Below are 15,787 nucleotides of genomic sequence, written 5' to 3' on the forward strand. Positions count from 1 at the left end.
TTAGAGAGATTATGATTTGCGGTCTTCATCAGACGAATCTTTCGTCAGCTTGCCGAATGAATCACGCATTTCTGTGTCAGCATCGATGTTTTTGATATTCATGTAGTCCATGACGCCAATATTCCCTTCACGTAAAGCTTCTGCCATCGCAAGCGGCACTTCCGCTTCGGCTTCTACCACTTTCGCACGCATTTCTTCTACGCGGGCGCGCATTTCCTGTTCCTGAGCGACAGCCATCGCACGGCGTTCTTCCGCTTTTGCTTGCGCGATGTTTTTATCAGCCTCAGCCTGATCGGTTTGTAAGATCGCACCGATATTTTTGCCGATGTCAACATCAGCAATATCAATCGAGAGAATTTCAAACGCAGTTCCTGAGTCCAATCCCTTTCCAAGGACTGTCTGAGAAATCATATCAGGGTTTTCAAGCACTTTTTTATGATTATCTGATGAACCGATTGTAGAGACAATCCCTTCGCCGACACGGGCTACAATGGTTTCTTCCCCTGCTCCCCCGACGAGGCGTTCGATATTCGCTCTTACTGTGATTCTCGCTTTCGCTTTCATTTCAATCCCGTCCATGGCAACACCGGCAATAAATGGTGTTTCAATCACCTTAGGGTTAACACTCATCTGCACGGCTTCCAATACGTCACGGCCGGCAAGATCAATAGCAGCACAGCGTTCGAATGTGAGTTCAATGTTGGCTCGCTGAGCAGCGATCAGGGCATTGACAACTCTGTCAACGTTTCCTCCTGCAAGATAGTGGCTTTCAAGCTGATTGGTAGCAACATTAAGCCCAGCCTTATGCGCTTTAATCAATGGGTTCACAACTCGGTTTGGTATAACGCGGCGAAGCCTCATCCCTATTAGAGTGAAAATGCTGATTCTAACTCCGGCTGCTAACGCTGAAATCCAAAGCATCACAGGCACAAATGTAAAAAATACAGCTAAAACAATGATTCCTACTACGATAATAGCCAGAATCATGAGTGTTGATGGATCCATATCTATTCTCCTCGTTTCTGTTTAAATTTCTCGCACGACAATGCGTGAGCCTTCTACTTTAATCACTTTTACTTTCTTATCTTTTTCTGTAAACGATCCCTCTGAAACGACGTCAAGACGTTCATCATCAATAATGACGGTACCGGCGGGACGCAGCGGTGTAAAGGTTACACCCACTTTGCCCATTAAGTCCGTGCGTGTTTGATTTGATACGTAGCCGCTCTCCGTATTTGTAGAATCATTTAATATCAATTTCTTAAAGAATTTCATACGCTTTCCCAACACCCTTGTCAGTAAAATGAAAGCTGTAATAGAAACAGCTGAGGCGATCAAGAGAGAAACCGCCATGACAGTAAAGCTTCCCGCAGCTAAAAACAGGCTCGCAATAATCGCTCCTAAGCCCAGTAATCCAATGATTCCCCCGGGAAGGAAAATCTCAAGCAGGATAAGGATCACCCCTGCTATAAAGAGGAGAACCGTTTCGTATCCTGAAAGGCCGGCTGCGAGATGTCCGTAAAAGAACAGCAGCAAAGCAATGAATCCAATCGTTCCAGGGATGCCGACACCCGGAGAAAAAAGCTCCACCGTCAGACCTAAAAAAGCGATTGTCAGCAGAATAGGAACAATGACCGGGTTCGTCAGCCATCTTGCTGTCTTTTCCGCAAAGCTTTCCTTTGCATAGCTGATGTGTGCTTTTTCAAACCCAAGCTTCTTTACGAGCACGGATAAATTGTCAGCATTGCCTTCTGAATAGCCAACATCAATCGCCTTATCAGCATTAAGTGTCAGCAGATCACCCTTCGGCGCGCCGACTTCCTTGGCATCTATATCCGGGTCAGCCATAGCGAGCGCATATTTTGGATCGCGATTATTTTTCACTGCGGCATCTTCCATCTCTGCAAGCCAAAGCGATTCAGCTTTTTGGTCAGCGGCATTGCCTTTACCGTCAATAATCGCGGCCGCTCCCATTTTTCCGCCGGGCGCCATATAAATGTTATCGGCTTGCAGGGCAATATATGCACCAGCTGACAACGCGCGTTTGTTTACATATGCAGTTACAGGGATCTCGCTTTCGGTTATCAAATCCGCTATATCAATAGCTGATTTGACCAATCCTCCCGGCGTATTGATATCAAGAATAATATGATCTGCATGGGCTTCTTTTGCATCCTGTAATGAACGGGACAAAAACGAGGCGAGACCCTGTTCGACATTTTTTTCAATCGGGATCACATAAACCGTTTGTTTCTCTGCTTTTGCGTTCAGCTGTACGCCTAATAAAGAAAGTAAAAATATGCTCAATAGAGCAACACGGAATCCTTTGATGTGAAGCAAGGGCGGTGTATCCCTCCTTCCTTTTATAATAAGTGCCTTCTCTTCATACGTAACAAATGTATCAAAGGTTTCATTTTTTTATGTATAAAAAAAGACATCTCTCTTAGAAAGATGTCCTTTTCTTTGCCATTTAAGACAGTTGACTGCTCACAAGTTTATTAATTAAACTTCCGTCAGCTTTACCTTTTACTTTAGGCATAATTGCCCCCATCACTTTGCCCATGTCCGCTTTTGAGCTCGCACCGACCTCCGCGATGGTTTCATTTACGATTGTACGCAGCTCTTCTTCTGACAGCTGCTCAGGTAAATAAACTTCTAAAATGTCCAGCTCTTTTTGAACTTTATCTACTAAATCTAAACGATTAGCGTTTGAAAATTCCTGGAGGGAGTCTTTACGTTGCTTAAGTTCACGAGAAAGGACAGTGAGTTCCTCATCCTCGGTCAAACTGTCTTTCTTAAGCTTAATTGCTTCATTTTGAAGTGAAGCCTTAACCATTCGAACGACAGTCAGTTTGTCTTTCTCACGGTTTTTCATATATAGCTTCATATCCTGGTTAAGACGCTCAAGAAGACTCATAAATCCACCCTCTTTTAGAATTTGCGTTTTCTAGCAGCTTCAGACTTTTTCTTGCGCTTTACGCTAGGTTTTTCATAAAATTCACGCTTTCTTGCTTCTTGCAAAGTACCTGTCTTTGATACACTGCGTTTGAAGCGACGAAGAGCATCTTCAAGCGATTCGTTTTTTCTAACGACCGTTTTTGACATTCTCTTTCCCTCCCTCCGAATACACCAATCGACTACCTTTAAGTTACACATATAAACATGTACTTTGACATTATAATATAAGCCATCAGTCAGGTCAACTAAGTGAGTTCACTTTTCCGTCATGAGCGCGACTGCCTGTCTATATAATGATGGAAAGGGGTTGGTGAATAAGATGTTGATTCTGATCAGTTTTACTGCTCTTATATTATTCTTTCTCGCAGGCATGAACATGCTTCGAAAAGGCTTAATTTCAATGGCGTACTCAAAAATTGAAGAACGTTTGCTTTTATTTACGAACCATCCGTTAAAAGCGTTTCTTATCAGTATTGTATTTACGGGGATTCTTCAGAGCAGTTCAGCCTTTATGGTTATTGTCATTGGCTTTGTAAGTGCAGGCGTTCTTTCTTTTAAGAGAACGATACCGATGATTCTAGGAACAAATGTCGGGTCGACCTTTACAACTGAATTTATTGCCATCAAAATGGATGTGTTGATTTGGATTCTTTTGATAGGCGGTTTATTGTTTTTTCTGACTGGCAGGTATCCCTTAAGACAGCTGGGAACAAGCTTCCTCGGACTTGGCATCATCTTTTTTTGCATCAGCGGGTTTAGCCACCTTGCAGGACCGCTTACAAAGCTGAAAACGGGAGCCGACGTTCTATACCACGTTAACGATTCAAACTGGTCCGCATTGCTCATCGGTATGGTGTTAACTGCCATCATTCACTCAAGCTCCGTCTGCATCGGCATTTTGATGAGCTTTATGAATGAAGGCATTATCGGACTGACACAGGCGATGAGCGTCGTGCTCGGGTCAAATATCGGGACATGCATTACAGCTGTCATGGCTGCTGTATCCGGTGGATATGCGGCGAAACAGACAGCGTATGCCCATGTGGTATTTAACGTGCTGGGCGTGGCTATTGTATTTCCTTTTCTGACGGCAGCGACCGGCTTTGTAGAACTGTTATCACCTGATCCCGCACAAAGGATCGCGCATTTCAGCCTTTTATTTAATGTGGTAACAGCTCTTTTATTTCTTCCGCTTACAAACTTGTTTTATCGCTTGATTCACTTCCTTATTCCAGCTAAATAAAAAACCAGTGCATGTAAATGCACCGGTTTTTAGATTAAGAAGACAGACGCATATGTTCAGTTATTTCGTCCTCAACAATACGGACAAATTGCCCTTCGTTGTAAGGATAACCTGCTTTTTGGATTTTGACCTTCACGATTTTGCCGATCATATCTTCCGTTCCTTTGAAAACAACCTTCATATAGTTGTCTGTGTAACCGACAAACATGTTCTCTTCTTCTGTTTCCTTATACGCTTCCTCAGGGATAATCTCAAGCACTTCATTTTCATACTGAGAAGCGTATTCCTTCGCAAGTTGATCAGAAAGAGCAATCAGGCGGTGTACACGTTCATTTTTCACGTTTTCATCCACTTGGTCTTCCATTCGCGCAGCTGGCGTTCCTGTGCGCTTACTGTAAGGGAAAACATGCAGTTCAGAGAATTTATGTTCTTTAATAAAGTTATAGGTTTCCATAAATTCTTCTTCTGTTTCGCCAGGGAACCCTACAATAACGTCAGAAGTTACAGCTAAGCCTGGCAATGCTTTTTTCAATTTGTTTAAACGGTCTGCAAAAAACTCCATCGTATATTTACGTCTCATCCGTTTAAGCACTGTGTTTGATCCGGATTGGATAGGAATATGCAAATGATTCACAATCTTATCTGAGCGGTCTAAGACCTCGATCACTTCGTCTGTGATCTGGCTAGCCTCGATTGAAGAAATTCTGATCCTTTTAACGCCTTCAACACGAGTGTCTAATTCTCTCAAGAGTTTAGCGAAGTTGTAATCTTTCATATCTTCGCCGTAGCCGCCTGTATGAATACCGGTTAGAACAATTTCTTTATATCCGGCATCGACAAGCTGCTGCGCCTGTTTAATGACTTCTTCAGGATCGCGGGAGCGAAGCAGGCCGCGGGCCCACGGAATGATACAGAATGTGCAGAAATTATTGCAGCCTTCCTGTATTTTCAATGACGCTCTTGTCCGGTCCGTGAAAGCAGGTACATCAAGCTCCTCATACACTCTTGCTTTCATGATATTGCTGACACCGTTAATCGGCTGGCGTTCTTCTCGGTATTGGTCGATGTAGCCGAGCATTTTTTCCCGGTCCTGTGTTCCGACTACAATATCGACACCAGGGATCGCCATAATCTCAGCAGGCGAGGTTTGCGCATAGCAGCCTGTGACACAGATGACACCGTCAGGATTTTGACGAATGGCGCGTCTGATCACTTGGCGGCTTTTTTTATCTCCCGTATTTGTTACCGTACATGTATTAATGACATATACATCAGCTGTTTGTTCAAAGTCTCTTCTTTCATAGCCCGCTTCTTTGAAAAGCTGCCAGATTGCTTCTGTTTCATAATGGTTGACTTTACAGCCAAGCGTATGGAAAGCAACAGTTGCCATTATTGATCACCTCTTAATAACTCTGTTTGATAAGAAATCGCACTCAACGCGTATAGCGGAGCGGTTTCTGTCCTTAAAATTCTCGGTCCAAGGCCGCACGGTACACCGTCTTTCTCTGTGAGCCGTTCAACCTCCGCTTCTGTTAAACCGCCTTCGGGACCAAAAACGATCAAAAGGGAGGATCCTTTCGGAAGGCTGCTTACAACCGCGCTGAATGCGCTTATTTCCCCTTGCTTCGATGACTCCTCGTATGCAACGACACATTTATCGAAATCCTGCATCCTTTGAAGAAGCTGCTGAAAAGAATGGACATCCATCACTTGCGGTACTTCGTTACGGTACGATTGTTCAGCCGCTTCTTTCGCGATTTTCGTCCATCTTTCCCGCTTTTTCTTTGCCTTTTTGTCATCCAGCTTGACAACAGAACGAGCGGCTTGGAAAGGAATAAAGGCATGAGCTCCGAGCTCAGTCCCCTTTTGGATAATCCATTCAAGCTTATCTCCTTTCGGGAGGCCGCTCGCAATATAAACTTTTATCGGAAGCTCTCTGTTTTCATTCGTCCATTCTACCATAAGACAGGACACATTATCTTTGGAAACAGATTGAAGTTCACATTTTGCCTCGAAGCCGTCCTGAGAGCAGCAGATAATCTGATCTCCCTCATTCATTCTCATCACGTTCACAATATGATGAACATCTTCGCCGGTAATCGAAAAAGCCGGCGCTTCCTCCATTTGCTGCTTCGTGAGCTCGATAAAATATCGTTGCATACGCTGTGACACCTACTAACTGTTATTTTTTCGCAATAATGCTGACCCAATCTTCCATTGAAAGGATTTCTACAATGGTAAAGCCAGCTTGTTCCAGTGCTTCTTTTACTTCTTGTTTTTTATGGCCGATGATTCCTGACGTAATAAAATGGCCGCCTTCTTTTAACAGGCTGTACGCTTGTGAAGTAAAGCGAAGAATGACTTCAGCCAAAATGTTGGCAACAATCACATCATGTTCCCCTTCAATCCCGTCTAACAAATTATTTTGCTTCACTTGAGCAGTATCGCTCACTTTGTTCAGCTTGAGATTGAGGCGTGCACTTTCTACAGCTACGGGATCAAGATCGTAGGCATGAACCGATTCCGCCTCAAGCATTGCAGCCGCAATACTTAAAATTCCGGAACCTGTACCGACATCAATCACCTTATCGCCCTTTTGCACAAAGCGTTCAAGCGCCTGAATGCACAGTACGGTTGTTGGGTGTGTTCCTGTACCGAATGCCATTCCCGGGTCCATCTCAATAATCAGTTCATCTGTATGGACCGGCGTATATTCCTCCCACGTCGGCACAATTGTAAACTTTTCAGAAATTTTCACAGGATGATAATACTTTTTCCAGGCAGTGGCCCACTCTTCTTCATTCACTTCAGAAATCGTGATGTGATTTCTGCCCAAATCAATATTGTAAAGAAGCAGATTATTAATCGTTTCTTTAATGCCATCCACCGTTTCGCCTAGAAAACTGTTAACCGGCAGGTATGCTTTAACAATGACACCCTCGTCTGGATAATCATTGGGGTCGAGCTGGTAGATTTCCCCGTATACATTCTCACGTTCTTTAATTAAATCAAGCGGGTCCTCTATCACAACCCCACTTGCACCAGCTTCATGCAATATATTTGAGATAGGTTCGACCGCTTCATGTGTTGTGTGAATGCTTAATTCGGACCATTTCAAAACTACCAACTCCTCATCCAATAATTAATCGCCTTTAAACGCGCGTTTTACCTTGTCAAAGAAACTCATTTCCTGTTCGTCAGGCAGGTTTCCGCTGACCTCGGCAAATTCGCGGATAATGTCTTTTTGTTTATCTGTCAGGTTTGTCGGCGTAACGACGCGGACGACGATATGCTGGTCACCCTGTCCATAGCCTCTGACATTTTGAACGCCTTTGCCTCTTAATCTGAATTTAGTTCCTGTTTGTGTACCGGCTGGAATTTTCAATTTCACTTTTCCATGCAGCGTCGGAACTTCCACTTCATCACCGAGAGCAGCCTGAGCAAACGTTAACGGCATTTCACAGTAAATATCATCACCGTCACGCTCGAAGAACTCGTGGGCGCGCACGTGGAACACGACAAATAAATCCCCGGCAGGGCCGCCGTTTACTCCTGGTTCACCCTGTCCCGAGAGACGAAGCTGCTGCCCGTCATCTACACCAGCTGGAATTGTCACGTTAATTTTTTTGCGTTTTTTGATTTTCCCTTTGCCGCCGCAATCCGCACATTTGTCTTTAATAATTTTGCCCGTACCTTCACAGTGGTGGCAGACACGTCTGTTAACAACTTTTCCAAACGGCGTATTTTGCTCCACGTTTAACTGGCCGGAGCCTCCGCAGTGGGAGCACGTTTCAGGAGTTGTTCCAGGTTTCGCACCTGAACCTTTACATGTGTCGCACGTTTCCTCACGCGGAATTTCGATGGTCGTTTCTTTACCGAAAGCGGCATCCTCAAACGACAAGGTCATCGTATACTGCAAATCGGCACCTTGGCGCGGTGCGTTAGGATCTCTTCGTCTTGTGCCTCCGCCGAAAATACTTGAGAAAATATCATCGAAACCAAAACCGCCGAAATCGCCGCCGCCAAAACCTCCGCCGCCGAAGCCCTGATTAGGATCAGTATGCCCAAATTGGTCGTAATGCGCACGTTTTTGGTCATCTGACAGGGTTTCGTACGCTTCTTTTACCTCTTTAAATTTTTCATCCGATCCGGCTTCTTTGTTAATATCAGGATGATATTTTTTTGACAGCTTCCGATAAGCTTTTTTAATTTCATCCTTTGAAGCACTCTTACTTACTCCCAGCACTTCATAGTGATCACGCTTACTCATCTCGCTTCACTCTCCCGAATTTCTCACATAAATTAGATTGTATCATTTTGAATTATGATTTTTCAATTCCTTTTATCCCGGGCAAGAAAAAAAGTCAAAGCCAAGAGATGCCTGACTTTGACTTTCTAATCATTGAATCAGATTATGAAATGTGTTCTTTTCGGTCAGCCCCAGAAGCGGGACTGACTCGGAAAGGAACTTATTTTTTGTTTTGGTCGTCGTTTACTTCTTCGTATTCAGCGTCGACAACGTTGTCATCCGCTTTGCCTTCAGCGTTTGCTCCGCCTTGAGATTGCTGTGCTTTAGCAGCTTCTTCATAAAGCTTCATAGAAAGCTCTTGAACGATTGTTTGAAGCTCATCTTTTTTCGCTTTGATTTCTTCAAATTCGTTTTTCTCAATCGCTGCTTTTAAAGCGTCTTTGGCATCGTTGGCTTTTTTCACTTGTTCTTCGTCCACTTTGCCTTCAAGATCTTTTAATGTTTTCTCAGTTTGGAAAACAAGCTGATCTGCTTCGTTGCGGACTTCAATTTCTTCTTTTTTCTTCGCATCAGCATCAGCATTTTCTTCCGCTTCTTTTACCATGCGTTCGATCTCATCATCAGAAAGACCTGAAGAAGATTTGATAGTAATGTTTTGTTCTTTTCCTGTTCCTAAGTCTTTTGCTCTTACGTTTACGATACCGTTTTTGTCAATATCGAAAGAAACTTCGATTTGAGGCACGCCGCGCGGTGCTGGCGGGATATCAGTAAGCTGGAAGCGGCCGAGTGTTTTGTTGTCGGCAGACATTGGGCGCTCACCTTGAAGAACATGGATATCAACAGCTGTTTGGTTATCAGCAGCAGTTGAGAACACTTGAGATTTGCTTGTCGGGATCGTCGTGTTGCGGTCGATCAGTTTTGTGAACACGCCGCCCATTGTTTCGATACCGAGAGAAAGCGGTGTAACGTCAAGAAGAACTACGTCTTTTACGTCACCAGTGATAACGCCGCCCTGAATCGCAGCACCAAGCGCTACAACTTCATCTGGGTTTACGCCTTTATGCGCTTCTTTTCCAGTTTCTTTTTTGATTGCTTCTTGTACAGCAGGGATACGAGTTGATCCGCCGACAAGGATGACTTTGTCGATTTCGCTTGCAGAAAGTCCTGCATCTTGAAGCGCTTGACGGACAGGACCCATTGTGCGCTCTACTAAATGAGAAGAAAGCTCTTCGAATTTAGCGCGGGTTAATGTAAGTTCAAGGTGAAGCGGTCCTGCTTCTCCAGCTGTGATAAACGGTAAAGAAATTTGTGTAGAAGAAACGCCGGAAAGATCTTTTTTCGCTTTTTCAGCTGCGTCTTTCAAACGCTGGAGCGCCATTTTGTCTTTTGACAGATCAATGCCGTTTTCTTTTTTGAATTCAGACACAAGATGATCGATGATGACTTGGTCAAAATCGTCCCCGCCAAGACGGTTGTCGCCGGCAGTTGAACGAACTTCGAATACACCGTCGCCAAGTTCAAGGATTGAAACGTCGAATGTACCGCCGCCAAGGTCATATACTAGGATCGTTTGATCTTCATCTGTTTTATCAAGTCCGTATGCAAGCGCTGCTGCAGTCGGCTCGTTGATGATACGTTCTACTTCAAGACCTGCAATTTTACCAGCGTCTTTTGTTGCTTGACGCTCAGCATCGTTAAAGTATGCAGGAACTGTGATAACTGCTTTTGATACTGTTTCGCCAAGATAGCTCTCAGCGTATGATTTAAGATGTTGAAGGATGATAGCAGACACTTCTTGAGGAGTGTAATCTTTTCCTTCAATTTCAACTTTATAATCTGTACCCATATGGCGTTTAACAGACATGATTGTGTTAGGGTTTGTGATAGATTGGCGTTTAGCCACTTCCCCTACTTGGCGTTCGCCGTTTTTGAACGCAACAACTGATGGCGTTGTGCGGTTTCCTTCAGCGTTAGCAATAACTTTAGGCTCTCCGCCTTCAAGCACTGCCACACATGAGTTTGTTGTACCTAAGTCGATTCCGATAACTTTACTCACTTGAATAACCTCCTGCTATGTAATTATTGATTCACTTTGACCATGGAAGGGCGAATGACGCGATCCTTCAGCTTATAGCCTTTTTGCATTTCCTCAACAACAATGTTGGAGCCGTAGTTTTCATCTTCAGCCTGCATAACGGCTTGGTGCAGATTAGGATCAAATTCCTGCCCTACAGCTTCAATGGCTTCCACGCCTTCTTTTTTCAAGGCTTCTACGAGCTGACGGTGGACCATTTCCATTCCTTGGAGCAAACTTTTCGTCTGTTCATTGTCGGCTTCAACCTGAAGCGCTCTTTCAAAGCTGTCAAGAGCCGGCAGCAAATCAGCCACGATGTTTTGAGAACGGTATTTTTGGGACGCTTCCATCTCTAAACGGCTGCGTCGTTTATAGTTTTCAAAGTCTGCTTGAACACGCAAAAGTTTGTTTTCTTTTTCCTCAAGCAAACCTTGCAATTCGTTAATTTGATTTTGAAGAAGTTCGCTTTCATTTGTTTCTTCCTGCTGTTCTTCAGCGGCTGCTTGTTCTTCAATGACTTCTTGCTCTTCTGTTTCGTTTTGTTCAACGGTTTGTTTTTCTTCTGACATTGTGTTCACCTCCCTCAAAGTGTAAGGAGAAGGGCGGGTGCTGCCCTTCGATAAAATTTGCCAAAATTCCCTTATTCATCATACAAACTTGTTAATGCTTTTGACAAGTCCGAAGTCACATGCTGAAGCAGGCTGACAACCCTGGAATAATTCATGCGGGTCGGGCCGATGATCGCAATTGAGCCGATCTGCTTCTGATCGACAGAATAAGAAGCCGTAATCAGACTGCAGTTTTCCATCTCTTCATAGTCGTTTTCTTTCCCGATTTTAATCGAAATTCCCGTGTGTGGGGATTGAACAAGCTTTAAAACGTCCTGTTCTTTTTCGATTAATGAGAGCAGCGACCGAACTCTAGTAATATCATGGAACTCCGGCTGGTTCAGCATGTTGATTTTTCCGCCGAAAAACAATTTTTCGACGTGGCTTGTGGAATGAAAGGTTGAACGAAGCGCGTCAAGAATATTGTCATAGTTCGTAATGTGCTGTCTTAGGTACATGACGACTTCCTTAAATATGCGCTCATTCAGTTCATCCATTGGAACGCCGCTTAAACGGTCGTTGAGTATATTTACCAGTTTTTCAATATCAGACAGATCCATTTTGGCTGGAAAATTAATCGTTTTGTTTTCCACATGCCCCGTATTGGTAACGAGAATCGCTACTGCCATATCGGGCTGAATCGGTATGATTTGAATCTGTTTAAGGTAATTCTCACTCAGCTTCGGCCCGAGTACGATGGATGTATAATTCGTCAGATCGGACAAAATTTGCGCTGATTTTTGAACTGTCTTCTCCAGCTCGAAAATTTTCTCTTTGAAGATCGAGTGGATTTGGTCCAGATCGCTTTTTGTCAGTTTGACGGGTGACAGCAAATGGTCAACATAGTACCGGTACCCTTTTTCTGACGGAACACGTCCTGAGGATGAATGGGTTTTTTCAATGAAGCCCAATTCTTCCAAGTCAGCCATCTCGTTTCTTATTGTTGCAGAGCTAAATGTGATTTCATCTTTTTTCGAAAGAGTTCTTGACCCTACCGGCTGCGCCGATTTAATAAAATCGTTGATTATGACCTGAAGGATCAGCAGCTGACGATTTGTTAACATCATCATCACCTCTGTTAGCACTCTCGATAAGCGAGTGCTAATTCTATAACAAAAGTATCAAACCACAAGAAAAATGTCAATTATAACTCACCCAAAAAAGCGCCAAAAACTTCATTACCTAATAATTTCCCCTGATGAGTCAAACAAACGGCAGACTCCGAATTGTGAATCAGTCCTTTTTCAGCAAGGTCTTTTAATACACTTGGGAAAAGTTCATCCAGGGAACGCCCGTATTTTTCTGCAAATCGTTTTTTACTGACACCGGCTGTTTTTCTCAGGCCTAAAAACATTTCTTCTTCAATTTGTTCTTCTATTGTCACTTCATGTGTATCTCTGTACGGAAAGCCTTTTTCTGCTATCAGATCAATGTAATGTTTGACAGGTCCGACGTTTACTGTCCGTGTACCGCTGATATATCCGTGGGCCCCTGCTCCGAAACCGAAATATTCCTCGTTGCTCCAATACGTCAGATTGTGCTTAGATTCCATGCCTGCCTTGGCAAAGTTGCTGATTTCATATTGATGAATGCCGTGAGCTTCCATCCGGCTCATCACCATTTCATACATTTCAGCTTCCTGCTCCTGTGGCGGCAGATGCAGACGACCTTTTTGCATCAGATTATAAAATACCGTTTTCGGTTCTACAATGAGTGAGTACACGGAATAATGCTCGGCGTCCAGCGATAAAGCAGTATTTAAAGAATGATCCAGATGCTTGAGGGTTTGTCCCGGAAGTCCGAACATTAAATCAAGACTGATATTGTCAAATCCGATTTCCCGCGCCCTTTCAAAAGAGGCAAATACATCTTTTTGTTTGTGCACTCGGCCGATTTTTTCTAACAGATCGTCTTCGAATGTTTGGACACCGAAGCTGAGGCGATTTACGCCTGCTTCTTTTAAAATTTTTAATTTCCCTGCGGACAAGTCGTCCGGATTTGCTTCAACCGCAAATTCCGACAAGGCGCTTGAGGGCTTCAGCACTCGGATGATCGTGTCCATCAGCTTTTTGAGCTGTTCCTCTGACAGGGAGGTCGGCGTGCCTCCTCCGATAAAGATCGTTTTAAGGTCAGGCTGCCCTGTTTTTGCAATTGTATTTATCATTTCCTGTTCGAGCGCGTTTAAATACTCATCGACAGGCTGGCTTTGAATAAAATATTTATTGAAATCGCAGTAGTGGCAAATGTGCTCACAAAATGGGATATGGATATAAGCTGATTTCAACGAATTCACCTTCTTTACAGAAAGAAGCCGCAGTACAGGACTGCGGCGGCTTCTATTGTTTTTTCGGACTGTCGTCCATTTTCAGAACTGCCATGAATGCTTCTTGCGGCACCTCAACTGAGCCTACCTGCTTCATTCGGCGTTTTCCTTCTTTTTGTTTTTCAAGAAGTTTCCGTTTACGCGAGATGTCCCCTCCGTAACATTTAGCCAATACGTTTTTACGCATTGCTTTTATGGTAGAGCGGGCCACGATTTTCTGGCCGATTGCGGCTTGGACCGGAACCTCGAACTGCTGGCGCGGAATGAGCTCTTTCAGTTTTTCAACGATCACTTTTCCGCGTTCATATGCGTAATCACGATGCACGATAAAGGAAAGAGCATCGATTTTTTCACCGTTCAGCATAATGTCCATTTTCACAAGCTTAGACGGTTTGTAGCCGATCAGTTCATAATCAAAGGACGCATAGCCTTTTGTGCTTGATTTCAGCTGGTCAAAAAACTCGTATACGATTTCCGCTAACGGCATGTCATAAATGATGCTGACACGGTTTGCGTCCAAATACTGCATATCAATGAAGTTGCCGCGTTTGCCTTGGCAAAGCTCCATTACAGCGCCGACGTAATCATTCGGCACCATCATCGTCGCTTTTACGTACGGCTCCTCAATCCGTTCGATCTTTTGAGGGTCCGGCATGTTGGACGGGTTGTCGACAACGACCTTTTCGCCGTCTGTCATATACACGTCATAGATAACGCTTGGCGCTGTCGTAATCAGGTCGATGTTGAACTCACGCTCAATGCGCTCCTGAATGATCTCCATGTGGAGCATGCCTAAAAATCCGCAGCGGAATCCGAATCCAAGCGCTTGTGAAGTTTCCGCTTCATATTGAAGCGCGGAATCATTCAGCTCAAGTTTTTCAAGGGCTTCCCTTAAATCATTATATTTTGCTGTATCAATTGGGTACAATCCGCAGTACACCATCGGGTTGAGCTTTCGGTATCCCGGCAGTGCTTCGTCTGCAGGATTGGCAGCGCTCGTTATTGTATCACCGACTCGCGTGTCACCGACATTTTTGATAGAGGCAGTCAGGAAGCCTACATCACCGACCGTCAGTTCATTTGTCGGAGTCGCTTTCGGCGTGAATACGCCGACTTCTGTTACTTCGAATTCTTTGCCGGTTGCCATCATTTTGATTTTTTGTCCCGGTTTTACCGTTCCTTCAACGACTCTGATATACGCCACGACACCGCGATAGGCATCATAAAGCGAGTCGAAGATCAGTGCTTTGAGGGGCGCCTCCGGATCTCCGGTCGGAGCGGGCACCTTTTCTACGATCTGTTCTAAAATCTCCTCAATCCCGATACCGGCTTTTGCTGACGCAAGCACGGCTTCTGATGCGTCAAGGCCGATAACATCCTCTACCTCTTGGCGCACACGTTCCGGCTCGGCGCTCGGTAGATCGATTTTATTGATGACTGGAAGTATTTCAAGATCGTTATCAAGCGCTAAGTAGACATTGGCGAGCGTCTGCGCTTCAATTCCCTGTGCTGCATCCACGACAAGAATCGCTCCTTCGCAGGCAGCAAGGCTTCGGGATACTTCGTACGTGAAGTCGACGTGTCCCGGCGTATCAATCAGATGGAAAATATATTCCTCTCCGTCTTTTGCTTTGTATTTAAGCTGAACAGAGTTTAACTTAATCGTTATGCCCCGTTCACGTTCAAGATCCATAGAATCGAGCAATTGTTCTTTCATTTCTCGTTGAGTGATTGCCGACGTTTTTTCTAAAATACGATCCGCTAAGGTCGATTTTCCGTGGTCAATATGGGCAATGATAGAGAAATTCCGTATTCTCGACTGCCTCTCTAAACGCTTTTCTTTATCTGTCACAATCTATCACTCCTACTATTAAACGCAAAATACACTAGCTTAGATTATATCAATAGGATTGTAAAGATTCAATGTAAAACAAGAAAGAGAAAAGTTCCCTGTTAAACCTGGGCTGCTTTTCTCTTTCACGCACTATTGATTCAGATCCCGTATCCATTCATACATCGACTGGGCAGTGTTGGTTACGGTGTTAGAAAGCGCTTTTCCGGCTTTAGAGAACATATTGAACGTTTCTACCTGTTCCAGCTCTTTTTGTTTTTCTTCTAAATCTTTCGCCGTAACTGTTTCTCCTAAAATCGAGGCTTCTTTTTCATTATTTTTTCCATCGGTGAGCGTAAACGCTCCCTTAAGTGAAGGGTCATGATAGCCTTTCATACTCAGCATCCCGTTATTCGCCTGCTGCATGCCGAACAGTACGCCTAAAAACATGATCGTGACAAGCAGTAAGCATTTGCCAAAGTATGCAATCAAATCAACCAC

Annotated in this window: 15 protein-coding genes; 1 reads left to right on the top strand and 14 read right to left on the bottom strand. The window is 44.1% G+C overall.

What is annotated here, in order from left to right; genetic code table 11:
- Window positions 1-9 precede the first annotated feature (9 nt).
- The 4 genes from floA to rpsU all read right to left on the bottom strand — a co-directional run bounded on the left by floA (window position 10) and on the right by rpsU (window position 3,105).
- Complete coding sequence (gene floA / locus M1M80_RS13005) at window positions 10-1,005, bottom strand: flotillin-like protein FloA (protein WP_060399050.1); 996 nt, start codon at window positions 1,003-1,005, stop codon at window positions 10-12.
- A gap of 21 nt (window positions 1,006-1,026) precedes the next feature.
- Window positions 1,027-2,340 (bottom strand): NfeD family protein, encoded by a 1,314-nt coding sequence (locus M1M80_RS13010; protein ID WP_060399051.1) that lies wholly within the window; start codon window positions 2,338-2,340, stop codon window positions 1,027-1,029.
- 130 nt (window positions 2,341-2,470) lie between these two features.
- On the bottom strand, window positions 2,471-2,917 hold the full coding sequence (locus M1M80_RS13015; protein ID WP_003230022.1) for a GatB/YqeY domain-containing protein: 447 nt from the start codon (window positions 2,915-2,917) through the stop codon (window positions 2,471-2,473).
- 14 nt (window positions 2,918-2,931) lie between these two features.
- Window positions 2,932-3,105, bottom strand: a complete 174-nt coding sequence (gene rpsU / locus M1M80_RS13020) for a 30S ribosomal protein S21 (RefSeq protein WP_003152957.1) — start codon at window positions 3,103-3,105, stop codon at window positions 2,932-2,934.
- A gap of 172 nt (window positions 3,106-3,277) precedes the next feature.
- On the opposite strand from rpsU, the gene M1M80_RS13025 reads away from it, so the two are divergent.
- Window positions 3,278-4,201: a Na/Pi symporter gene (locus M1M80_RS13025; protein WP_060399052.1), complete on the top strand. Its 924-nt coding sequence runs from the start codon at window positions 3,278-3,280 to the stop codon at window positions 4,199-4,201.
- A 34-nt stretch (window positions 4,202-4,235) separates the two neighbouring features.
- Here M1M80_RS13025 and mtaB read toward each other — a convergent pair whose 3' ends face one another.
- The 10 genes from mtaB to M1M80_RS13075 all read right to left on the bottom strand — a co-directional run bounded on the left by mtaB (window position 4,236) and on the right by M1M80_RS13075 (window position 15,778).
- Window positions 4,236-5,591, bottom strand: coding sequence for a tRNA (N(6)-L-threonylcarbamoyladenosine(37)-C(2))-methylthiotransferase MtaB (gene mtaB, locus M1M80_RS13030; protein ID WP_060399053.1), 1,356 nt, complete (start codon window positions 5,589-5,591; stop codon window positions 4,236-4,238).
- Window positions 5,591-6,361, bottom strand: coding sequence for a 16S rRNA (uracil(1498)-N(3))-methyltransferase (locus M1M80_RS13035; protein ID WP_060399054.1), 771 nt, complete (start codon window positions 6,359-6,361; stop codon window positions 5,591-5,593). The genes mtaB and M1M80_RS13035 overlap by 1 nt, the downstream gene beginning before the upstream one ends.
- 22 nt (window positions 6,362-6,383) lie before the next feature.
- On the bottom strand, window positions 6,384-7,319 hold the full coding sequence (prmA, locus tag M1M80_RS13040) for a 50S ribosomal protein L11 methyltransferase (RefSeq protein WP_019258930.1): 936 nt from the start codon (window positions 7,317-7,319) through the stop codon (window positions 6,384-6,386).
- 24 nt (window positions 7,320-7,343) lie between these two features.
- Complete coding sequence (dnaJ, locus tag M1M80_RS13045) at window positions 7,344-8,471, bottom strand: molecular chaperone DnaJ (protein WP_060399055.1); 1,128 nt, start codon at window positions 8,469-8,471, stop codon at window positions 7,344-7,346.
- 199 nt (window positions 8,472-8,670) lie between these two features.
- On the bottom strand, window positions 8,671-10,506 hold the full coding sequence (gene dnaK / locus M1M80_RS13050; RefSeq protein WP_060399056.1) for a molecular chaperone DnaK: 1,836 nt from the start codon (window positions 10,504-10,506) through the stop codon (window positions 8,671-8,673).
- Window positions 10,507-10,529: 23 nt separating this feature from the next.
- Window positions 10,530-11,093 carry a nucleotide exchange factor GrpE gene (gene grpE / locus M1M80_RS13055; protein ID WP_003237097.1) on the bottom strand — a complete coding sequence of 188 codons (564 nt, stop codon included), beginning with the start codon at window positions 11,091-11,093 and terminating at the stop codon, window positions 10,530-10,532.
- A gap of 71 nt (window positions 11,094-11,164) precedes the next feature.
- Complete coding sequence (gene hrcA / locus M1M80_RS13060; protein WP_003237098.1) at window positions 11,165-12,196, bottom strand: heat-inducible transcriptional repressor HrcA; 1,032 nt, start codon at window positions 12,194-12,196, stop codon at window positions 11,165-11,167.
- Window positions 12,197-12,276: 80 nt separating this feature from the next.
- Entirely contained in the window at window positions 12,277-13,416 is a 1,140-nt protein-coding gene (gene hemW / locus M1M80_RS13065) for a radical SAM family heme chaperone HemW (RefSeq protein ID WP_060399057.1), read from the bottom strand.
- Window positions 13,417-13,468: 52 nt separating this feature from the next.
- Window positions 13,469-15,307, bottom strand: a complete 1,839-nt coding sequence (gene lepA, locus M1M80_RS13070; RefSeq protein WP_003237100.1) for a translation elongation factor 4 — start codon at window positions 15,305-15,307, stop codon at window positions 13,469-13,471.
- Between the two features lie 132 nt (window positions 15,308-15,439).
- The gene (locus M1M80_RS13075; RefSeq protein WP_060399058.1) at window positions 15,440-15,778 is read right to left on the bottom strand and encodes a YqxA family protein; all 339 of its coding nucleotides are present in this window, start codon (window positions 15,776-15,778) and stop codon (window positions 15,440-15,442) included.
- Window positions 15,779-15,787 lie beyond the last annotated feature (9 nt).

Source organism: Bacillus inaquosorum (genome assembly GCF_023238325.1).
Taxonomy (GTDB): domain Bacteria; phylum Bacillota; class Bacilli; order Bacillales; family Bacillaceae; genus Bacillus; species Bacillus inaquosorum.

Coding starts and splice junctions, on each gene's coding strand:
- floA (WP_060399050.1), bottom strand. CDS start 1,005: ATGGATCCATCAACACTCATGATTCTGGCTATTATCGTAGTAGGAATC.
- M1M80_RS13015 (WP_003230022.1), bottom strand. CDS start 2,917: ATGAGTCTTCTTGAGCGTCTTAACCAGGATATGAAGCTATATATGAAA.
- rpsU (WP_003152957.1), bottom strand. CDS start 3,105: ATGTCAAAAACGGTCGTTAGAAAAAACGAATCGCTTGAAGATGCTCTT.
- M1M80_RS13025 (WP_060399052.1), top strand. CDS start 3,278: ATGTTGATTCTGATCAGTTTTACTGCTCTTATATTATTCTTTCTCGCA.
- mtaB (WP_060399053.1), bottom strand. CDS start 5,591: ATGGCAACTGTTGCTTTCCATACGCTTGGCTGTAAAGTCAACCATTAT.
- M1M80_RS13035 (WP_060399054.1), bottom strand. CDS start 6,361: ATGCAACGATATTTTATCGAGCTCACGAAGCAGCAAATGGAGGAAGCG.
- dnaJ (WP_060399055.1), bottom strand. CDS start 8,471: ATGAGTAAGCGTGATCACTATGAAGTGCTGGGAGTAAGTAAGAGTGCT.
- grpE (WP_003237097.1), bottom strand. CDS start 11,093: ATGTCAGAAGAAAAACAAACCGTTGAACAAAACGAAACAGAAGAGCAA.
- hrcA (WP_003237098.1), bottom strand. CDS start 12,196: ATGTTAACAAATCGTCAGCTGCTGATCCTTCAGGTCATAATCAACGAT.